General features: G+C 61.2%; 18 protein-coding genes, 3 tRNA genes and 1 pseudogene. 11 read left to right on the top strand and 11 right to left on the bottom strand.

What is annotated here, in order from left to right; translation table 11 throughout:
• Window positions 1-99: 99 nt before the first annotated feature.
• Window positions 100-249 (top strand): annotated as a pseudogene (locus ABEH27_RS00875) (DNA adenine methylase); the annotation flags it as partial.
• A 73-nt stretch (window positions 250-322) separates the two neighbouring features.
• Here ABEH27_RS00875 and ABEH27_RS00870 read toward each other — a convergent pair.
• Together ABEH27_RS00870 and ABEH27_RS00865 are read right to left on the bottom strand one after the other, a co-directional pair.
• Window positions 323-610 carry a helix-turn-helix domain-containing protein gene (locus ABEH27_RS00870; RefSeq protein ID WP_346611752.1) on the bottom strand — a complete coding sequence of 96 codons (288 nt, stop codon included), beginning with the start codon at window positions 608-610 and terminating at the stop codon, window positions 323-325.
• Window positions 610-924, bottom strand: coding sequence for a hypothetical protein (locus ABEH27_RS00865; RefSeq protein ID WP_346611751.1), 315 nt, complete (start codon window positions 922-924; stop codon window positions 610-612). Before ABEH27_RS00865 ends, ABEH27_RS00870 begins: the two co-directional genes overlap by 1 nt.
• Before the next feature lie 340 nt (window positions 925-1,264).
• Here ABEH27_RS00865 and ABEH27_RS00860 point away from each other — a divergent pair, with 340 nt between their 5' ends.
• Window positions 1,265-3,163, top strand: a complete 1,899-nt coding sequence (locus ABEH27_RS00860; RefSeq protein WP_346611750.1) for a potassium transporter Kup — start codon at window positions 1,265-1,267, stop codon at window positions 3,161-3,163.
• Between the two features lie 36 nt (window positions 3,164-3,199).
• Here the strand turns inward: ABEH27_RS00860 and ABEH27_RS00855 are convergent, their stop codons facing one another.
• The 5 genes from ABEH27_RS00855 to ABEH27_RS00835 form a co-directional block, all read right to left on the bottom strand.
• Window positions 3,200-4,492, bottom strand: coding sequence for an AcvB/VirJ family lysyl-phosphatidylglycerol hydrolase (locus tag ABEH27_RS00855; RefSeq protein WP_346611749.1), 1,293 nt, complete (start codon window positions 4,490-4,492; stop codon window positions 3,200-3,202).
• Window positions 4,492-7,134 (bottom strand): bifunctional lysylphosphatidylglycerol flippase/synthetase MprF, encoded by a 2,643-nt coding sequence (mprF, locus tag ABEH27_RS00850; RefSeq protein ID WP_346611748.1) that lies wholly within the window; start codon window positions 7,132-7,134, stop codon window positions 4,492-4,494. Before mprF ends, ABEH27_RS00855 begins: the two co-directional genes overlap by 1 nt.
• A 247-nt stretch (window positions 7,135-7,381) precedes the next feature.
• Window positions 7,382-7,458: transfer RNA gene (locus tag ABEH27_RS00845), tRNA-Met, on the bottom strand.
• A gap of 136 nt (window positions 7,459-7,594) precedes the next feature.
• Window positions 7,595-7,671: transfer RNA gene (locus ABEH27_RS00840), tRNA-Met, on the bottom strand.
• 135 nt (window positions 7,672-7,806) lie between these two features.
• Window positions 7,807-7,883, bottom strand: a tRNA-Met gene (locus ABEH27_RS00835).
• A gap of 220 nt (window positions 7,884-8,103) precedes the next feature.
• Here ABEH27_RS00835 and dinB point away from each other — a divergent pair.
• Window positions 8,104-9,162: a DNA polymerase IV gene (dinB, locus tag ABEH27_RS00830; RefSeq protein ID WP_346612065.1), complete on the top strand. Its 1,059-nt coding sequence runs from the start codon at window positions 8,104-8,106 to the stop codon at window positions 9,160-9,162.
• 42 nt (window positions 9,163-9,204) lie between these two features.
• On the opposite strand, the gene ABEH27_RS00825 is transcribed toward dinB, so the two are convergent.
• The 3 genes from ABEH27_RS00825 to ABEH27_RS00815 all read right to left on the bottom strand — a co-directional run bounded on the left by ABEH27_RS00825 (window position 9,205) and on the right by ABEH27_RS00815 (window position 13,338).
• Window positions 9,205-10,158 (bottom strand): hypothetical protein, encoded by a 954-nt coding sequence (locus tag ABEH27_RS00825; RefSeq protein ID WP_346611747.1) that lies wholly within the window; start codon window positions 10,156-10,158, stop codon window positions 9,205-9,207.
• A gap of 20 nt (window positions 10,159-10,178) precedes the next feature.
• Complete coding sequence (locus ABEH27_RS00820; RefSeq protein ID WP_346611746.1) at window positions 10,179-11,894, bottom strand: proline--tRNA ligase; 1,716 nt, start codon at window positions 11,892-11,894, stop codon at window positions 10,179-10,181.
• Between the two features lie 160 nt (window positions 11,895-12,054).
• The gene (locus ABEH27_RS00815) at window positions 12,055-13,338 is read right to left on the bottom strand and encodes an OprD family porin (protein WP_346611745.1); all 1,284 of its coding nucleotides are present in this window, start codon (window positions 13,336-13,338) and stop codon (window positions 12,055-12,057) included.
• A 762-nt stretch (window positions 13,339-14,100) separates the two neighbouring features.
• Between ABEH27_RS00815 and ABEH27_RS00810 the strand changes: the two genes are divergently transcribed.
• Together ABEH27_RS00810 and ABEH27_RS00805 are read left to right on the top strand one after the other, a co-directional pair.
• Window positions 14,101-14,520 (top strand): HIT domain-containing protein, encoded by a 420-nt coding sequence (locus tag ABEH27_RS00810; protein ID WP_346611744.1) that lies wholly within the window; start codon window positions 14,101-14,103, stop codon window positions 14,518-14,520.
• A gap of 1 nt (window position 14,521) precedes the next feature.
• Window positions 14,522-14,728 (top strand): SlyX family protein, encoded by a 207-nt coding sequence (locus tag ABEH27_RS00805; RefSeq protein ID WP_346611743.1) that lies wholly within the window; start codon window positions 14,522-14,524, stop codon window positions 14,726-14,728.
• Window positions 14,729-14,766: 38 nt separating this feature from the next.
• Here the strand turns inward: ABEH27_RS00805 and ABEH27_RS00800 are convergent, their stop codons facing one another.
• Window positions 14,767-15,360, bottom strand: a complete 594-nt coding sequence (locus ABEH27_RS00800; protein ID WP_346611742.1) for a cold shock domain-containing protein — start codon at window positions 15,358-15,360, stop codon at window positions 14,767-14,769.
• A gap of 280 nt (window positions 15,361-15,640) precedes the next feature.
• Between ABEH27_RS00800 and ABEH27_RS00795 the strand changes: the two genes are divergently transcribed.
• The 6 genes from ABEH27_RS00795 (at window position 15,641) to ruvC (ending at window position 20,395) form a co-directional block, all read left to right on the top strand.
• On the top strand, window positions 15,641-16,114 hold the full coding sequence (locus ABEH27_RS00795) for a Dps family protein (protein ID WP_016392255.1): 474 nt from the start codon (window positions 15,641-15,643) through the stop codon (window positions 16,112-16,114).
• Between the two features lie 190 nt (window positions 16,115-16,304).
• Window positions 16,305-16,634 carry a ribbon-helix-helix domain-containing protein gene (locus ABEH27_RS00790; protein WP_346611741.1) on the top strand — a complete coding sequence of 110 codons (330 nt, stop codon included), beginning with the start codon at window positions 16,305-16,307 and terminating at the stop codon, window positions 16,632-16,634.
• Window positions 16,635-16,730: 96 nt separating this feature from the next.
• The gene (locus tag ABEH27_RS00785) at window positions 16,731-16,952 is read left to right on the top strand and encodes a zinc ribbon domain-containing protein (RefSeq protein WP_346611740.1); all 222 of its coding nucleotides are present in this window, start codon (window positions 16,731-16,733) and stop codon (window positions 16,950-16,952) included.
• A gap of 95 nt (window positions 16,953-17,047) precedes the next feature.
• Window positions 17,048-18,823: an aspartate--tRNA ligase gene (gene aspS, locus ABEH27_RS00780; protein ID WP_346611739.1), complete on the top strand. Its 1,776-nt coding sequence runs from the start codon at window positions 17,048-17,050 to the stop codon at window positions 18,821-18,823.
• A 112-nt stretch (window positions 18,824-18,935) separates the two neighbouring features.
• Entirely contained in the window at window positions 18,936-19,682 is a 747-nt protein-coding gene (locus ABEH27_RS00775; protein ID WP_346611738.1) for a YebC/PmpR family DNA-binding transcriptional regulator, read from the top strand.
• 188 nt (window positions 19,683-19,870) lie between these two features.
• Entirely contained in the window at window positions 19,871-20,395 is a 525-nt protein-coding gene (gene ruvC, locus ABEH27_RS00770; protein ID WP_346611737.1) for a crossover junction endodeoxyribonuclease RuvC, read from the top strand.
• The last annotated feature ends 15 nt before the right edge of the window (window positions 20,396-20,410 follow it).

Raw genomic sequence — 20,410 nt, 5'->3', positions numbered from 1 at the left:
CGGGGGCGGTCTTGACGGGCGCTTTTTGGCGCCTCTGATCAAAAAGTGCGCAATTCTAGCGAGCGCAAGGTCGCTTGACTAGCAGAAATGCGACGAACGCTGCTGAACCCCTTTAACTGCGACCTGGCCACCCTCTATCGCGTTGTCCTGAATCATCTTGAGGCGTTTGTGATGCAGTTCAAATGGACACTCAGCTCTCGCCAGGTTGCTGAATGGCAAATGATGAATCGCCCAGAGACGCTGACCGACAAGGTGGGAAAAGGCCAGGCTCGTATCGGAACTCCGTGCATAAAAAAGCCCGCTATTGCGGGCTTTTGTGCACTCAGCTCAAGGCTGCAAGTACATGCTCAGGATCGTTATGGATCGCACGGAGCAAGGCACGAGCTGGTCCCTCAGGTTCGCGACGGCCTTGTTCCCAATTTCGTAAAGTGCCTACTGCGACATCAATACGTTTGGCGAACATGGCCTGGGAGAGGCCAGTGGCTTGACGAATTTTTTTGACTTGAACTGCGTCTACGTGGAATTCACGCGAAGGCTGACGCTCCCCGCGATCGATCTCATCCATCTGAGTCATGCTTTCCACAAGACGATCGAAGAGATTCTTTTCCATTATTTCCACCCTTTGTTTAGTGCGCGAAGCTGCGCTTTCTGACTATTTGTCAAGGTATCCCTGATTCCCTTGCGATAGATCAGAATCAAACGGATCTGGTGGGCTGCAGTGACGTGGTAGTAGATCACTCTCACACCCCCACTCTTGCCCTTGCCCTTGGCCGCCCAGCGGACTTTTCTGAGGCCGCCGGTTTCCTCTATGAGAGAGCCGGCTTCCGGACGCTCAGACAGATAGGCCTGAAAAGCCCGGTATTCTTCATCATCCAGATGCTCCTTGAGATCGGAGGTGAATACTGGAGTTTCGATGAAGATCATGCAGCTCCTTCTGTGCGTCATTGGCGTAGTTGGATGATAGGGGGTTAACCTACATTGTTCAAGGTAGCGCTTGTGTCAGCATGTGATTTTTCTTGATCAGGGGACGAGCGGCATAGGCAAAACGCAGGTCGCCCCGGGCTTAAACGGGTGCGGTCTCAACGGGCGGTTTTTGGCGCACCTGATCAACAATTGCGCAATTCCTGCGAGCGCAAGGTCGCTTGACTAGCAGAAATGCGACGAACGCTGCGCTATGCTTCGCGCCGTTGCGTCCGGGTATCTGCGATGCCCCGGCGCTGAGGTGAATTCTACCGGCCTTGGTGGCCGTTTGCGGGAGTGGTCGATGGTTCAGGCAAGCAGTCACGCCGAAGGCGGGCACGGGACGGCAAAGTCGCTGAGCCTGCTGGTGGCAGCTGTTGGGGTGGTCTATGGCGATATCGGTACCAGCCCGTTGTATACCCTCAAGGAAGTCTTTACCGGCGGTTACGGGGTGCCGGTCAACCATGATGGCGTGCTGGGGATCCTGTCGCTGATCCTCTGGTCGCTGTTGTGGGTGGTGTCGTTCAAGTACGTGATGTTCATCCTGCGCGCCGACAACCAGGGCGAGGGCGGCACCATGGCGCTCACGGCGCTGGCGCGACGGGCCACCGCGGCTTACCCACGGTTGCGCACGCTGATGGTCATCTGCGGCCTGATCGGCGCCTCGTTGTTCTACGGCGACAGCATGATCACACCGGCGGTGTCGGTATTGTCGGCGGTGGAGGGCATGGGCCTGGCGTTCGACGGTATCGACCATTGGGTGGTGCCGATATCGCTGGTGGTGCTGGTGGCGCTGTTCCTGGTGCAGAAGCACGGTACCGAAAAGATCGGCAAGCTGTTCGGGCCGATCATGGTCACCTGGTTCGTGGTGCTGGGCGCGCTGGGGGTGCATGGCATCTCGCAGACCCCGGAAGTGCTCAAGGCATTCAACCCAGGCTGGGCGGTGAATTTCTTCATCGTCCATCCGGGCATGGGCGTGGCGATTCTGGGCGCGGTGGTGCTGGCGTTGACCGGTGCCGAGGCGCTGTATGCCGACATGGGGCACTTCGGCCGCAAGCCGATAGCCCGTGCCTGGTTTGCCCTGGTGCTGCCGGCGCTGGTGCTCAACTATTTCGGCCAGGGCGCAATGCTGCTGCAAAACCCCGAGGCCGCACGCAACCCGTTCTACCTGCTGGCCCCGAGCTGGGCGCTGTTGCCGCTGGTGGGGCTGGCGACCATGGCCACGGTGATTGCATCGCAGGCAGTGATTTCCGGTGCCTTTTCCCTGACGCGCCAGGCCATCCAGCTCGGTTACATTCCGCGCATGCAGATCCAGCACACGTCCAGTGATGAACAGGGGCAGATCTACATCGGGGCGGTGAACTGGACGCTGATGGTCGGTGTGGTGCTGCTGGTGATCGGTTTCGAGTCATCCGGTGCGCTGGCTGCGGCTTACGGTGTGGCGGTGACCGGCACCATGTTGATGACCACCATTCTGGTGTCGGCGGTGATGCTGCTGCTGTGGAAATGGCCGCCGGTGCTGGCCGTGCCGATTCTGCTGGGCTTCCTGTTTGTCGACGGGCTGTTCTTCGCCGCCAACGTGCCGAAGATCGTACAGGGCGGTGCCTTCCCGGTGCTTGCAGGCGGCGTACTGTTCCTGCTGATGAGCACCTGGAAGCGCGGCAAGCAGATCCTCGTCGAGCGTATAGATGAAGGTGGTTTGCCACTGCCGGTGTTCATCAGCAGCATCCGTGTGCAGCCACCGCACCGGGTAGAGGGGACCGCCGTGTTCCTCACTGCGCGCCCGGATGCGGTGCCGCATGCCCTGTTGCACAACATGTTGCATAACCAGGTGCTGCACAGCCAGGTGGTGCTGCTGACGGTGGTGAGTGAGGATCGGCCACGGGTGCCGGACCAGGAGCGCTTTGAAGTGGAGGCCTATGGTGATGGCTTCTTCCGCGTGCTGCTGCACTTTGGCTTCATGGATGAGCCGGATGTGCCGGCGGCGCTCAAGCTGTGCCACCTGGACGCGCTGGACTTCAGCCCGATGCGTACGACCTACTTCCTGAGCCGTGAAACCGTGATCGCGTCGCGCCTGGAAGGGATGTCACGCTGGCGCGGCAACCTGTTCGCGTTCTTGCTGAAAAATGCCAATGGTAACCTGCGCTTCTTCAACCTGCCGCTCAACCGGGTAATCGAGCTGGGAACACAGGTCGAGATCTGATTGAAAAAGGGGCCGCTATGCGGCCCCTGGTTTGTCTCAGTTCTGCTCTGCCACGCTGGACTTGCCCTGGCGTGTCTCGATCTCGCCAATCAACCGCTTGGCCAGTGCCGGGTAGTTCTCGTCAAAGTGGTGCCCGCCTGGCAGCTTCAGGCGCTCACCGACCGCCGTATGGTCGGTGCAGCCGCTTTCGTCGGTTTCTTCCACGCCATACACGCACACCACCTTGGCCGCGGGCAGCTTGGCCATTTCCGGCCCGGTAGGCGCTTCCTGGCCTTCCTTGCCCAGCCAGCCCTCGACTTCGATTTCGAAGCTGCCACTGCGGGCGAAGGCCAGCAGCATTACGGCATCGATACGCTGCTGGTCTTCGGCCGGCAGGCGGTTGTAGATGGCAGGGAGCACGTCGGCACCAAACGAATAGCCGGTCAGCACGAAGCGCTTGGTGCCCCATTTCTGGCGGTAGTGCTGCATCAGTTCTGACAGGTCGGCGGCACTTTGCTCAGGCGTCTTGTGCTGCCAGTAGTAACGCAGGGTGTCTATGCCGACGACCGGGTAGCCGAGCTTGGCCATTTCACCGGCCACGTCACGGTCCAGGTCGCGCCAGCCGCCATCGCCCGAGAGGAACAGGGTGACGGTATCGGTGGTCTGCCCGGCCGGCACTTCCACCACAGGGATTGCCAGTGCATTGCCGTCGCGGCCCACCAGGGCTTGGGTCAACTGAGACTTGAGGACTTGCGGCAGGTGGATGTCGTAGTCGCTGATGCTGGTTTCGGCATTGGCCTGGTCGCGTACGAATGCCGCGCTGGCGTCATCGGGGTTGTCGTTCCAGGCGACGTTCCAGTGGCCATGGGCGGCGGTCTTCGGCAGGGCGACGGTGCAGCCGGGCTGCTCCACGTTGAAATCGACGGAAATGGCGCGGGCCTTGTCGTCGGTCTGGGTGGCCAGCCAGCGCCAGGCTTGGGCGGCACCCGGGCCGATGCCGGCCACCAGGGTCGGCTTCTCGGCCAGTTGCGCCAATGCCTGGTCCATTGCCTGCTGCTGCTTGCTGCAGTCGCCTGGCGGCAGGATGACCTGCACCAGCTGTGCCTCACCGGCCTGGCTCAGGTCCAGCAGTTGCTTGTCGGTCAGGGCCTGGTCCTGAGGGACGCTTATGGCGACCCGAGCCTTGGCATGCACGCCGGGGCTGACGCGAGTGATGCGGGTGTCGTTGAGGGTCAGTTGTTCCAGGCGTGCCTCGGGGGCCGGGCGTGTCCACAACCAGAAGCCTGCAGCTCCAGCCACGGCAGCCAGGAGCAGAGGTATCAATACGTACAGCCAATAGCGTCGGATCATCAACGTTTCACCAATCCAGTCAGGCCGCCTGCAATCAGGGCGGCGGTGTCGGCCAGTGCAACCAGCGGGTCGAGCCCGGCTGGCACGGCCATGTAACGAGGTTCCCAGTCCGGCTGGAACTTGTCTTTGAAGCGCCGCAGGCCCTGGAAGTTATAGAGCTGTTCGCCGCGGCGGAACACCATCGAGCCCAGGCGCTGGGTCAACGGTGCACCGCGCCGCGGTTGCAGGCCGGATAGCGGGACCATCCCCAGGCTGAAGCGGCCGTAGTCGTGGCTTTTGTAATGCAGGATCAGGCCGATCATCATGAATTCCATGGTCAGCTTCGGAGCCTCGGGGTGGGCGCGCATCAGGTCGAGGCTGGCCAGTTCGTTGCCGTGGGTTTCCAGCAGGTTGGCAAACGCCACCGGCCGGCCCTGGAAGCGAATCAGGGCGATGCGAAAGTGCTGCAGGTACTCGGGGCTGAAGCGGCCCAGCGAGAAGCCTTTCTCGCGCACGTTCTTGCCGCCCAGCCAGGCATCGGAAATTTCCTTGAGCTCGGCCAGCGGGGCCTGGCCGGGCTCGTGGATTTCCAGGCTGAGGCCATCGCGACCGCCACGGTTCCAGGTGTAGCGCAGGTCTTTCATTTCCTTGCCCTTGGCTTCGATGTCGAAGCGGCGCAAATCGACCCGGGCTTCCTCGCCGAGCTTAAGTGCGGTCAGGCCGATGTCCATATAGAACGGCAAGTTCTCCGCGCGCACCTGGTAGAACACCGGGCGGGCGTGGTGCAAGTCGCACAGGTCGCGGAACTGCCAGATCATCTCGGCGCGTTCCTGGGCCGGGCCGATCGGATCGTACAGCGCCACCAGGCTGCGGCCGCGGCGGGCGTACATGAGGAAGGCGTTGTCGTTGGGGTGGAACAGCAGGGCCTTGTCGCCGGTCAGGGCCAGGCCGCCGTCGGGCTGTTCGGACGCTAGCAGGATACGGTTGGCGCGCTGCAGTTCCTCATCGTCAGGCAGGTGGATGACTGGCCGGGCGGTGCGCAGCAGCCAGGTCAGGGCGACGATCACCAGCAGTACTGCGCTGCCCATGGCCGCGCGCAGGCCCCGTGGGGCATCGGCGTCGAGGGTGAACTGCCACCACAGCTGATGGCTGTACGGAACATCCTGGTAGGCGAACAGCAGCAGCCATACCGAAGCGCCGACCACGCACGCGCTGGCCACCAGGTACACCGGTGAGAACGGCAGCTCCAGCAGCCGGCTTGGCCGGTAGAACGAGCGGCGGAAGAGGGCGAGCAGGGCAGCAGTGAAGATCAGCAGGCTGGCCTCTTCCCAGTCGAAGCCTTTGAGCAGTGACAGCAGTGCGCCCACCAGCAGCAACACAGTAGTCAGTAGCCAGGCTGCGGAGAGGCGACGGCGCAAGCCTTGGGCCAGCAACAGGCACAACACGCCAATCAGGCTGGCGCCGAAGTGCGAGGCATCGATCAGGCGGTGTGGCACCAGAAAGCCCATGTGCTCCAGGCGGGTGTCGATTTCCGGGGTAGCGCCCGAGAACAACAGCACGACCCCCGAGAGAAACACCAAAATCGCCAGGATCGGGGCGGCCAGCCCCGATGCGGCTTTCAGTGCCTGTTGCGCGAACAGCAGGCGCCTCGCTTCGTTGGCCAGCAACAGCACGCAGGCTACCAGCAGCGGCAGGACCACATAGATCAAGCGATACAGCAGCAACGCGGCGGCCAGCGGCGCAGCGCCGAGCTGGTCGGCGAAAGCGGCAAGCAGGATTGCCTCGAACACCCCGACACCGCCGGGCACATGGCTGAGCACGCCCGCGGCCAGGGCCAGCAGGTAGACCAGGACAAACGCACCGAACGGTGGGGCTTCTGGCAGTAGCAGGTAGAGCACGGTAGCGGCGGCGGCAACGTCCAGTGCGGTGATGACCAGTTGCAGTGCAGTCAGGCGCGCGCCGGGCAGGCGCAAGGTGCGGCGACCTATTTGTACCAGCAGGCTGTCGGCCAGTGGCTGTTCTGCCAGGCGGCGGCGGTACAGCCCGACCACCAGCACGGCGGTCAGGGCCAGCACGGCAATAGCGATACCGGCCAGTACGGGGGCGGGCAGGCGCAAGGCGACAGATGCGGCAGGCAGGTTGCTCAAGGTTGCCAACGCGGCGAGCGGGGGCAGGGCGCAACCCAGGGACAGGCTGGCGAATACCGTCATGCGCGCGACTTCGGCGGCGCCCAGCCCTTGGCGGGCGTACAGGCGATAACGCACAGAGCCGCCAGAGAGCATCGACAGGCCAATGGCGTTACCAATGGCGAACGCGCTAAAGCCGCCGAGCAACAGGGTCCGCGCAGGGAGCTTAACGGCGGCATAGCGGCTGGCCGACCATTCATAACCAAGCAGGATCACGAACCCGATGACCGTGGCCAGCAAGGCACCGAACAGGGACTGCCGTGGCACACTGAGCATGGCATCGTGCAGGGCGTAGATGTCCAGCTCGCTGAGCAAGTGGCGGCAGGCGATCAGTGCCATGGCGAACAGCACCAGGGTCACGCCGAGCCCGATCGGTTGGCGATAGCGACTTAGCCGCTCCAGCCAGGGCAAACGCTGCGCAGCCGCAGGCAATGCCGAGGCAAGCGGCGCCTGGGGTTCAGGGTGATGGGAGGTCATGGGTTACCCCGGGCAATCAGCGCGAGATGGGGGGAAGGTGCGGCCAAGTGAAAGTCCCTTTGGAAACGTATCCAGATATTACTCCGGGCAACGTTACTTTCAGTCGTCCGGCAGGGTTAAAGATAGTTCATCCAAAGGAGAGCATCTCAAGCCCGGGGGTTGCCGAATGCAGAAGGGGTTTTTCAGGTGACGAAAAGCAACAAACCCCGCGCTGCTGTTACACAGGCGGGGTTTGTTCTGACGAATATGGTTGCGGGAGCCGGATTTGAACCGACGACCTTCGGGTTATGAGCCCGACGAGCTACCAGACTGCTCCATCCCGCGTCAGAGGGGCGCATTCTACAGCGTTGAACTTGGCGGTCAAGTACTAAATATTGTTCGGCCACGTTTTTCTTCGGCTCGTACTTTTTCGAAGCCAAAGAAAAAGGCCACTGCGTTAACAGTGGCCTTTTCTCGAATCTGGTTGCGGGAGCCGGATTTGAACCGACGACCTTCGGGTTATGAGCCCGACGAGCTACCAGGCTGCTCCATCCCGCGCCTGTGGAATCGAATTCTACAGCTTAAGCGCCGAGTGTCAACTGTTAGTTATTGATTTAACGAAACTTTTTGCGGAGTGCCTTTTTCAGGGCAAAGAAAAAGGCCACTGCGTTAACAGTGGCCTTTTCTCGAATCTGGTTGCGGGAGCCGGATTTGAACCGACGACCTTCGGGTTATGAGCCCGACGAGCTACCAGGCTGCTCCATCCCGCGCCTGTGAGATCGAATTCTACGGATTTTCTTCCCTGTGTCAAGCTTTTCATTCAAAAAAACCTTTTTCCTTCAAACCCTTAGCGGTTGGTCAAGGCAGGCAGCTCAGCCGTGGCGGGGCTTTCAGGCCAATTGTCGTGCAGTACAAGCGGGTGGCTGTCTCCGTGTGGGAGCATGCGTTACTATCTGTATGAATTTACAGTGCTCACGGTCATCCATGTCTTTGCGCAAGATCATCCACATCGACTGCGATTGCTTTTACGCCGCGATCGAGATGCGTGACGACCCGCGCCTGGCCGGCAGGCCGATGGCTGTGGGTGGCTCGCCGGATCATCGCGGGGTGATCGCTACCTGCAATTATGAAGCGCGGGCCTACGGCGTGCGTTCGGCCATGTCGTCCCGGCATGCGCTCAAACTTTGCCCAGACTTGTTGATCGTCAAACCGCGTTTCGAGGCCTACCGGGAAGCCTCGCGTGAAATTCACGGCATTTTCCGAGACTACACCGAGTTGATCGAGCCTCTATCGCTCGATGAAGCCTACCTCGACGTGAGTGATAGCCAATGGTTTGCCGGCAGCGCTACGCGCATCGCCGAGGATATTCGCCAGCGTGTTGCCCGCACCCTGCACATAACCGTGTCGGCTGGGGTGGCGCCGAACAAGTTCCTGGCCAAGATTGCCAGTGACTGGCGCAAACCCAACGGGATTTTCGTGATTACCCCAGACCAGGTGGAGGCCTTTGTGGCTGCTTTGCCCGTCGCCAGGCTGCGCGGTGTGGGCAAGGTGACTGCAGACAAGCTCGCCCGGCTGGGTATCGTGACCTGCCTGGACTTGCGAGATTGGTCGCGGCTGGCGCTGGTGCGCGAGTTCGGCAGTTTTGGCGAGCGCCTGTGGGGGCTGGCGCGGGGTGTCGACGAGCGGGCGGTGCACAATGACAGCCGCAGGCAGTCGGTCAGCGTGGAGAACACCTACGACACGGACCTGCCCGACCTGGCCAGTTGCCTGGAGCGTTTACCTGAGTTGCTGAGCAGCCTGAATGAACGCATCGGCCGCATGGACAGCAGTTACCGACCGGACAAACCCTTCGTCAAGGTCAAGTTCCATGATTTCAGCCAGACCACGCTTGAGCAGGCAGGGGCGGGCAGAGACCTGGAAAGCTACCGGCAATTGATGAAGCAAGCGTTTGCCCGGGGTGGCAAACCGGTGCGCTTGCTGGGGGTGGGGGTGAGGTTGCGGGATTTGCGCGGGGCGCACGAGCAGTTGGAATTGTTTGCCGATAAATAAAAAGGGGCTGCCTAGGCAGCCCCTCTTTATATAAGCACGCGATTACTGCGCGCCTGGATCCGCCACCAACCGGCCAGTGGATTTGGTCAGCGCTTGCAGAAACTCTTGTTGCAGTTCCGGATCGTTGCGGGTCAGCTCGATCAGGCTCTGCTCCATCTCGCTGGCTTCCTCTTCCAGGCCCAGCTCCGAAAGGCGCTTGACCCGGTGTACCCATTGGCCGACGTCGTCGTCTTCAAGGTCGTCGAAAATCAGTTCATGGGCTTCGCGCAGCTTGTTGCGCAGGGTGGCGCTGACCAACAGGCTGGCATCCCCGCGCACTGCGTTGTCTTCATCGACTACCTGCAAGTGCAGCGTGCCGACATGGTTCAAGTGTTGCTCGGAGAACGGGCTGTCGAGCAGGTTCAGGCGCAGGACGCCGTTTCTGTCGGTGGTCAGCTCGTGGGTCATCTTGCCGGCCTTGACCTCGACCAGGCGTTCGCTCCAGGGCAGGCTGGTGAATTCTTCGCGCTTGTCCTTCTGCACTTCGCTTATCCCGGCCAGGTTCTGCTGGGCGCGACCGTTGGACTGCACGTTCATGAACGGGTTGAGTCCGGCAACGCCATAGCTGAGCCAGTCGTGGGTCACGCTTTCGGGCAGGTTGCCCAAGGCGAATATGTTGACCACGTTGGCGCCAACGCCGGCCACTACCGCTACCGCGCCAAGCGGGATCTCGTAGACCTCCCGCCAGGGCTGGTAAGGCGTGTAACGGTCGTAGCGGCGGGTCACTTCGAACTCGGTGAGCTCGAAGCGCTTCTGTTCATGTACGCGCACACGCCGCTGCGGAAGCTCCATCACCTTCGGCTCGCCGACATCGATCTGCAGGGTATGTTCGAGCAGTTTGCGCTCGACGCGCTCCTCATGCTCGCTGCGCTGGGACATCTGGTTGGCGCAACCGCTGACGAGCAGGGCGCCGCACAGTGCGGCGCCCCCCATGGTAAAGGTACTTCGCTTGGACATGATCACTCGTGCATTGATTATCAGCGGCGAACGCGGGCCTGCAGGAAGCTGAGCACTTCATTGAGTGGCAGCGCTTGAGCATCCTGTTCGGTGCGGTGCTTGTATTCCAGGTTGCCGTCCGCCAGGCCGCGGTCGCTGACGACGATGCGGTGGGGGATGCCGATCAGCTCCATATCGGCAAACTTGATGCCTGGGCTGGTCTTCTTGTCGCGGTCGTCCAGCAGCACTTCGAAGCCGGCGGCCGTCAGTTCGGCGTACAGCTTGTCGGTGGCTTCGCGTACCACGTCGGTTTCGTAGCGCAGCGGCACCAGTGCAACCTGGAAGGGCGCCAGGGCGTCGTTCCAGATGATGCCCTTGTCGTCATAGCTCTGCTCGATGGCGGCAGCGACCACGCGGGACACGCCGATGCCGTAGCAGCCCATGGACAGCACCACTGGCTTGCCGTTCTCGCCCAGTACCTGGCACTTGAGGGCCTCGCTGTACTTGGTGCCGAGCTGGAAGATGTGGCCCACTTCGATGCCGCGCTTGATCACCAGGGTGCCTTGGCCATCCGGGCTCGGGTCGCCTTCGACGACGTTGCGCAGGTCGGCAACCTGAGGGACCGGCAGGTCGCGTTCCCAGTTGACGCCGAAGTAGTGCTTATCGTCGATGTTGGCGCCGATGCCGAAGTCGCTCATCAGTGCGACCGAGCGGTCGATGATGCATTCCAGCGGCAGGTTCAGCGGGCCCAGTGAGCCTGCGCCGGCACCAATGGCCTCACGCAGTTCTGCGTCGGTGGCCATGACCACTGGGTCGGCAACCTGCTCCAGCTTGGCAGCCTTGATTTCGTTGAGCTCGTGATCGCCACGGACGATCAGGGCGACCAGCTTGCCTTCTTCGGCGCCGCGCACGATCAGGGTCTTGACGGTCTTCTCGATCGCCAGGCCGAAGTTTTCGACCAGCTGAGCGATGGTCTTGGCATCGGGCGTGTCGACCAGGCGCAGCTCTTCGGTAGGCGCAGGGCGCACGGTTTCGCGCGGGATGGCCTCGGCTTTCTCGATGTTGGCAGCGTAATCGGAGCTGTCGCTGAAGATTACGTCGTCTTCACCGGAGTCGGCCAACACGTGGAACTCATGCGAGTAGCTGCCACCGATGGAGCCGGTGTCGGCCTGCACTGGGCGGAAGTCCAGGCCCAGGCGGGTGAAGACGTTGGAGTACGCCTGGTGCATGCGGTCGTAGGTTTCCTGCAGGGAAGCCTGGTCGGCATGGAAGGAGTAGGCGTCCTTCATGATGAACTCGCGGCCACGCATCAGGCCGAAGCGTGGGCGGATTTCATCACGGAATTTGGTCTGGATCTGGTACATGTTGAGCGGCAGCTGTTTATAGCTGGACAGCTCGTTGCGGGCCAGGTCGGTGATGACTTCTTCGTGGGTCGGGCCAACGCAGAAATCACGGTTGTGGCGGTCTTTCAGGCGCAGCAGCTCAGGGCCGTACTGCTCCCAGCGGCCGGATTCCTGCCACAGCTCGGCGGGCTGGATGCTAGGCATCAGCACTTCCAGGGCGCCGGCGGCGTTCATTTCCTCGCGCACCACGGCTTCGACCTTGCGCATTACTCGCAGGCCCATCGGCAGCCAGGTGTACAGGCCGGAGGCCAGTTTGCGGATCATGCCGGCACGCAGCATGAGCTGATGGCTGATGACCACTGCGTCGGCAGGGGTTTCTTTCTGGGTGGCGAGCAAATATTGACTGGTGCGCATGGTTAGCCGTGTCGATTGCCTAAGACATTGAAATGACCCCGCATTGTACGGGGGCGAAACGAAGGCGTACAGGATGCCCCAGGGCGGGGCAATTGTCAGCCAAGAAAAAGCCCGGCAAGCGTGCCGGGCTTTCTCAGGTGCGGGGCACTATAAGCGAGGCTTACAGGATGCTCAGCGGGTATTCGACGATCAGGCGCAGTTCGTCGATCGAGCTCGAACCGTAGTACACACCGTCGGCGGAGCGGTAGGTGGCTTGACGGACGCGGAAGCTCAGGTCTTTCGCCGGGCCGCTCTGCATCACGTACTTGACGTCGATGTCGCGTTCCCATTCCTTGCCGTCGTCGGTGGTACGGGTAGTTGCACCGGTACCGCGAGCGTAACGGGTCATGAAGGTCAGGCCTGGCACGCCGAACTCGGCGAAGTTCAGGTCGTAGCGAGCCTGCCAGGACTTCTCGTCTTCAGCGTTGAAGTCGGAGCGGGCGATGGAGTTGGCCAGGAACACGGTACCGCCACCGTCTACGCCGTAGGCGTAGTCGCCGTCACCGCTGACTTTCTGGTAGGCCAGGGTGAAGGTGTGGGCGCCGACGTTGTAGGCGGCCGACAGGCTGGCGGCAATGTTGTCGAGTTCGTTGCTGCCGTCGGACTTGGTGACGAACGCGCCAGTGCGGTTGTCGCCGATGGACTTGGTGTCATAGATGTTGAAGTCGAACACCAGGCCTTGCTTGTCGCTGATCGGCAGCGCCCAGTTGATGTTGCCGTACCACTTGCGGAAGTGGTCTTCCACGCGCGAGTAGTAGACGCTGGTGCTGAGGCTGTCAGTGAAAGCGTAGGTGCCGCCGAAGATGTTGGCTTCGGTCAGGTTCAGGCTGTCGTGGTACGTCTGGGCCTGGGCATTCAGCGAGGTGAAGTGGCCGGCGTTCAGGGTCAGGCCTTTGATCTCGTTGCTGGTGATCAGGCCGCCTTGGGCTACTTCCGGCAGCAGTCGGCTGTCGTCGGTGGCGAATACCGGCATTGCGGTGAACTGGTCACCGAACTTCAGCACGGTATCGGAAATGCGCATTTTGACAGCGCCGCCGCCCTCGGAGTAATCATCCTGCGAACGGCCATCGGAGCCTTGTGGGAACAGGCCGGTACCGGCACGGCCACGGCCGCTGTCCAGTTTCACGCCGAGCATGCCAATGGCGTCTACGCCGAAACCTACAGTGCCCTGGGTGAAGCCCGACTCGTAAGTGCCGAGGAAGCCCAAGCCGGTTTCTTCAACGCGGCTCTGGGTGCCAGCGGGGTTGTTACGGAAGTCGCGGCTGAAGTACAGCATGCGAGTCTTGACGTTCAGCTGGCTGTCTTCGATGAAACCCTTGGACTCGTCTTGTGCAGAGGCGAAGGCCAATTGCGAGGTCCCTGCCGAAACGGCCAGGGCGATCATGCTCCACTTCATCACGCGCATCGTGATTTGCTCCTTTGGTTTTTAGGAAGAGTACCGCTGCGCCCAAGTCTTTTAGTTATATGGGGCAGCTCTTTCTTGTTATGTCGGCGGAAATGTATAGCACGCTGACTGTTGTTGGCGATATGGGCATATACAACCTTTCGGGAACTTTATGGCCATGTCGCCTTCACGTATTTCCATGTCGCAAATCACGTCCCGTATTTCCGGGGCGTACAACGCCAGCGCTGTTCCTTTCACCGTAACGATTCTGTAACTACCGGTTATGGCTGGGGAAACTCCCTGGTCTATCCAAAGCGGCTGTTGTTATTTGTCGCGTACATCGCTTGATGCAGATGTCGTGCCGACTTGGTGTGGGGAGAATGCAACAAGCGTGCTCAAAATTAACAACGGTTCATGAAATTTTCACAAACACCCCGGTGGCAGGTCGAAATGCCCCGAAAACATGGGCTGAGACTTGTCTGATGGTGTGCCAGATATTCAGTGTCCTTCAAACCCCAAAGCTGCCATGAAAGTCAATGTGTTACCGGCAACTGTTCATGCTGAGTCATTCGTGTGTGTAAAAGCGTAGTGGTGTACTCGTTTGCGGCCTCATTTTGGTGCGAAAAGTAGCGGGGTGTTACCGCGATTGTGCAAGTGGCTGCCCTCCATGAACTTAAACTGTGCAGCGCAACCCGCTGTTGCATGCCGGGACAGGCGAAGCAAGGTATCCTTGCGCGTATTCCCGCGTTGGTCGGGCTCGATCTTGTGTGTTGGAGGTTTGCAGTGTTTGAGATGGATTCGCGTTTGCAGCAGGACTCGCTGGTGCTTGGAGAGTTTCCACTGTGCCGTCTGCTATTAAGCAAGGATGCCAATTACCCTTGGTTCATCCTGGTGCCCAAACGTGAAGGCGTCAGCGAGTTGTTCGACATGAGCCAGGAGGATCAGGCTCAGCTGTGGAAAGAAACCACGGGGTTGGCTGAAGCGCTCAAGGGTGAATTTGCCGCCGACAAGATGAACGTAGCGACGCTGGGCAACGTGGTGAGCCAGATGCACATGCATGTCATCGTCCGCCGTCACGGCGACGCCGCCTGGCCAGCGCCGGTCTGGGGCAAGGTGCCTGCAGTCGAATATGGCCCTGGCCAGGTCGACGCCATTCGTCAGCGCCTGCGTGCGTTGCCTCTCGCCGATTACCAGGAGGCCTGACATGTCTGTGGAAGCGCGCATCATCGAGCTGGAAACCCGTCAGGCGTTTCAGGACGACAGTATTCAGGAACTCAATGACGTGGTGGTCGAGCAGGGGCGGGTTATCCAGCGCCTGCAATTGCAGATGGCCGAGCTGATCAAGCGCTACGAAGAGATGGTCGGGCAATACGGCAGCGAGGGGGAAGAGGCGCCGCCGCCTCATTACTGAGTGATGCAGCCCTGGGGTTGCCCCAGGGCTGCTCCGGGTCAGCGGCGGGTTACCGCGACCACATCTTCGGCCTGCAGGCCCTTGTCACGGTGCATCACCGAGAACTCCACGCGCTGGCCTTCGACCAGGATGCGGTGGCCTTCGCCGCGGATGGCACGGAAGTGGACGAAAATATCGTCCCCCGAATCGCGGGAAATGAAACCAAAGCCCTTGGATGTGTTGAACCACTTCACCGTGCCGGTATCACGCATGCCGGTCTCCATTGCGGCACCTTGGCTTGGGCGTGCTTTTCTGGCGGTGCGGGCAAAGCCTGCGGCCAGGTGCAGCACGACGGCGAGTGCCGCGCAGACCAGCGCAGCGATGTTGCCCATTTCCGGGCGGGCCAGCAAGGTCAGGGTTTGCAGCACCACGGCCACCACCAGCAGGGCGCAGGCCAGGTGTTGCAGTTGCTGACGGGCGCCTCGGTAATACAGGGGCACGACCGGCGCCAGCAGCAGGTTGAGCAGGCCGAGCAGGGCCAGGTAGACCGCGTCGGGTTGCTGCAGGAAGGGTGTTGCATCGGTTTTCAGGCTGGGTATGAGCGATAGCAGCAAAGCTGCAGCGCCCGTCACCAGATGGACGATCTTGAACATGGGGTTGGCTCACAGTTGATAAGGCCGATCACAGGAAGAGCTGGCAGCACGGTGCGCATGAGGTGTAGAGCGCGAACACGTGGTGGGCCAGCCTATGCACCCGGCAATAACAGTCCGCACGGGTGGCACGGTGCCTATTTAACAGCAAAGGCGGGGCCTTCTCAAACCGCAGTCGGCCGATGGCATTGTGTTGCCCTGTGTCATGGGCGTGTTTCGCCAAGTGTTGGTACAGTGTGTGGGGCCTGCTTGGTCATCAAGCCATTTGCAAAAGGGGAACTTCATGGCAATCGATATCGGTATCAGTGAAGAAGATCGCAAGTCCATCGTCGAAGGGCTTTCCCGCCTGTTGTCGGATACCTACGTGCTGTATCTGAAAACCCACAACTTTCATTGGAACGTCACCGGCCCCTCGTTCCGCACCCTGCACCTGATGTTCGAAGAGCAATACAACGAGCTGGCCCTGGCGGTCGACTCGATCGCCGAGCGCATTCGCGCGTTGGGCTTTCCGGCGCCGGGCTCCTATGCCTTTTATGCAAGGCATTCCTCCATCAAGGAGGAAGAGGGTGTGCCGGTGGCGGATGAAATGATTCGTCAGCTCGTTCAGGGGCAGGAGGCCGTGGTCCGTACCGCGCGCAGCATCTTCCCCGTGGTGGACAAGGTCAGTGACGAGCCGACCGCCGACTTGCTGACCCAACGCATGCAGGTGCACGAAAAAACTGCCTGGATGCTGCGGGTGCTGCTGGACGGCAAGTGATCGGATGTAACGCCTGAATGCGGGTTGAAAGCCCGGCCTAGCCACGCTCGGCCGGGCTTTCTGGTTTGTGCGGGAAGGCTTTGCCGCTGCTCTGTGCCCGCGTGTGCGCGCTTCATTTAGCTCCTGGTTCCTGTGCTTATGTCTGTATGGCGGCGCAGGGAGAAATACCTGTGGCGAGGAAGTGACGCGCATGATTCAAGCGAGCAAGCGTGTGGGGAATCTGGGGCGCTGCCCTGGCAAGCAATGCATCGATCCCTTCAGGGAAGATTTCGACATGTTGCAGATTCGGCCGGTATCCCGTTCGGTCCGGCTCAACGGTTTTTCCACCTGCTTGCGCCTGGAGGCCGTCTATTGGGGTATCCTCGAGCGCATCGCCGAGGCCAATGAGTGCTCGGTCAGCGCCGTGCTTTCCTATGTGGACCGCGAAGTGCACCTTCGCCAAGGCGGGGTGCGTAACTTCAGCGGCCTGATCCGGGTGATCTGCGTTGCCTGGCTGCAGCAACCACCCGGTGTACGCTGATCGCCTGGCGGGCTGCGCAGTGCCTGCTAACCATATATAATCGCGCTTTTTGCTGCCCCGGCAGCGAAGCATTGTTATGGTTGACGAGAGACACCCATGCCCCTTTATGACTATCAATGTGCAGCCTGCGATCACCAGATGGAAGCGCTGCAGAAGATCAGCGCCGCGCCGCTGACCGACTGTCCGGCCTGCCAGGCGCCGGCATTGAAGAAATTGCTGTCGGTCCCTGGCTTTCGCCTGAGCGGTAGCGGCTGGTACGAAACCGACTTCAAGACTGGGGCAAAAAAGAATCTGGCAGGCGGCGACAAAGCCGACTGAGTTGAATTGCAGTAGCCGGGTCTTGCAGTATTAGCCCCCTGGGGCGGCCAAGGCCTCCATCGAATACACGAATCACGAGAAGCGAAACCACCATCATGATGCGCAGCCATTATTGCGGCCAACTGAACGAGAGCCTGGACGGCCAGGAAGTCACCCTTTGCGGCTGGGTCCATCGTCGCCGCGACCACGGCGGGGTGATCTTCCTCGACATCCGTGACCGCGAAGGCATGGCCCAGGTCGTGTTCGACCCGGACCGCGCTGAAACCTTCGCCGCCGCCGACCGCGTGCGCAGCGAATTCGTAGTGCAGATCACCGGTAAGGTACGCAAGCGCCCGGACGGCGCGGTAAATGCCAACATGGCCTCCGGTGCCATCGAGATCCTCGGCTACCAGCTGAACGTGCTGAACGAAGCTGAAACCCCGCCGTTCCCGCTGAACGAATACTCCGACGTCGGCGAAGAAACCCGCCTGCGCTACCGCTTCATCGACCTGCGTCGCCCGGAAATGGCCGACAAGCTGCGCCTGCGTTCGCGCATCACCAGCAGCATCCGTCGCTTCCTCGACGAAAACGGCTTCCTCGACGTCGAAACGCCGATCCTCACCCGTGCCACCCCTGAAGGCGCGCGTGACTACCTGGTGCCGAGCCGCACCCACGCCGGCAGCTTCTTCGCACTGCCGCAATCGCCCCAGCTGTTCAAGCAGCTGCTGATGGTGGCCGGGTTCGACCGCTACTACCAGATCGCCAAGTGCTTCCGTGACGAAGACCTGCGTGCTGACCGTCAGCCGGAGTTCACCCAGATCGACATCGAGACCAGCTTCCTCGATGAATCCGAGATCATGGGCCTGACCGAAAGCATGATCCGCAAGCTGTTCAAGGAAGTCCTGGACCTGGAGTTCGGCGAGTTCCCGCACATGACCTTCGAAGAAGCCATGCGCCGCTACGGTTCCGATAAACCAGACCTGCGTAACCCGCTGGAACTGGTCGACGTTGCCGACCAGCTCAAGGACGTCGACTTCAAGGTCTTCGCAGGCCCTGCCAACGATCCGAAGTGCCGCGTTACCGCGCTGCGCCTGCCAGGCGGCGCCAGCATGCCGCGCAGCAAGATCGACGAGTACACCAAGTTCGTTGGCATCTACGGTGCCAAAGGCCTGGCGTACATCAAGGTCAACGAGCGCGCCAAGGGTGTTGAAGGCCTGCAGTCGCCGATCGTCAAGAACATCCCTGAGGCCAACCTGAACGTGATCCTCGATCGCGTGGGTGCGGTCGATGGCGACATCGTGTTCTTCGGCGCCGACAAGGCCAAGATCGTCAGCGAGGCCCTGGGCGCGCTGCGTATCAAGGTTGGTAACGACTTCAACCTGCACACCTGCGAGTGGGCACCGATGTGGGTCGTCGACTTCCCGATGTTCGAAGAGAACGACGACGGCAGCTTCACCGCGCTGCACCACCCGTTCACCGCGCCGAAGTGCAGCCCGGAAGAGCTCGAAGCCAACCCGGCTACCGCGCTGTCGCGTGCCTATGACATGGTGCTGAACGGCACCGAGCTGGGTGGCGGTTCCATCCGTATCCACCGTAAAGAGATGCAACAGGCGGTGTTCCGCCTGCTGGGTATCGAAGCGGCAGAACAGGAAGAGAAGTTCGGCTTCCTGCTCGACGCGCTGAAGTTCGGTGCGCCACCCCACGGTGGCCTGGCCTTCGGCCTGGACCGCCTGGTCATGCTGATGACCGGCGCCCAGTCGATTCGTGAAGTGATCGCCTTCCCGAAAACCCAGAGCGCTGCGTGTGTGATGACCCAGGCCCCTGGCCTGGTCGACGCCAAGGCCCTGCGCGAGCTGCACATCCGTCTGCGCGAACAGACCAAGGTCGAGTAAGCGGACCCCGGGCGCATCCACATGGATGCGCCTTTGCGTTACGGCGCAGGAATTTTGTCGTTGCGCCCCGAGTGGGGCGCAATTGTTTGTGTTTCAAGGATTTGGAGTTGTTATGGCGGGTCATTCCAAGTGGGCGAACATCAAGCACCGCAAAGAGCGCCAGGATGCCAAGAGAGGCAAGATCTTCACCAAGTGGATCCGTGAACTGACCGTCGCGGCCAAGCAGGGTGGTGGCGATCCCGCTTCCAACCCGCGCCTGCGCCTGGCGCTGGACAAGGCCCTGGGTGCCAACATGAGCCGCGACATCATCGATCGCGCGGTGGCACGGGGTGCGGGCACCAACGAAAGCGACAACGTCGAAGAGCTCAGCTACGAGGGTTACGGCCCGGGCGGCGTGGCGATCATGGTCGAAGCCATGACCGACAACCGCAACCGTACCGCCGCCGCCGTGCGTCATGCCTTCACCAAGTGTGGCGGCAACCTCGGCACCGATGGTTCGGTGGCCTACCTGTTCGAGCGCAAGGGGCAGATCAGCTTCGCGCCAGGTATCGACGAAGATGCACTGATGGAAGCCGCGATGGAGGCCGATGCTGACGACGTGGTCGCCAACGAAGATGGCTCCTTCGAGGTGTTCACCTCGTTCAACAGCTTCTACGCGGTGCGTAATGCCTTGGAAGAAGCTGGCTTCAAGGCGGCGGACGCGGAGATCGTCATGCAGCCGACCACCAGTGCCGAGCTGGATCAGGAGGGTGCCGAAAAGGTGCTGAAGCTGATCGACATGCTCGAAGACCTGGATGATGTGCAGAACGTCTACTCCAATGCCCAGATTTCCGACGAGATCATGGAAAATATCGGCTAAGGTCTCCTGACCCTTCGCGTCAAGGCTTCTATTGGGGCCGCTGCGCAGCCCATCGCCGGCAAGCCAGCTCCCACACGTACAGTGCATTTCTTCGGGCCTGCACTGTACTTGTGGGAGCTGGCTTGCCGGCGATGGGTCGCGCAGCGGCCCTAATGGTCTTGAATCGTGAGCTTTGAACGACAGGCACTATGACGCTTATTCTTGGTATCGACCCCGGTTCGCGCATCACCGGCTATGGCGTTGTGCGCCAGACAGCCCGTGGTTGCGAATACGTGGCGTCGGGTTGTATCCGCACAGGCAGCGGTGAGCTGCACGAGCGCTTGCAGATCGTTTTTCGCGGTGTCAGTGAAATCATTACCCAGCACGGCCCTGTGACCATGGGCATCGAGCGCGTGTTCATGGCCCGCAACCCCGATTCGGCGCTCAAGCTTGGCCAGGCCCGCGGCGCGGCCATCGTCGCCGCAGCAGAGGCCGGCCTGGAAATCGCCGAATACAGCGCAACCCAGGTCAAGCAGGCCGTAGCCGGCACGGGCGGGGCCAACAAGGAGCAGGTAATGCTGATGGTCATGCACCTGCTCAAGTTGACCCAGAAACCGCAGATCGATGCCTCCGATGCCCTGGCCATTGCCCTGTGCCATGCCCATACCCGTTCCAGCCTGGTACCACACGGCCTGTCAACGGCCCGTCGGCGCGGTGGGCGCTTGCGTCTGTAAGCGCTTCATGCGCTG

The organism is Pseudomonas sp. P39-UII1 (assembly GCF_039672635.1).
Lineage (GTDB): Bacteria > Pseudomonadota > Gammaproteobacteria > Pseudomonadales > Pseudomonadaceae > Aquipseudomonas.
The sequence above is the reverse complement of the archived record's forward strand: the minus strand, read 5'-3'. Positions and strand labels throughout refer to the sequence as shown.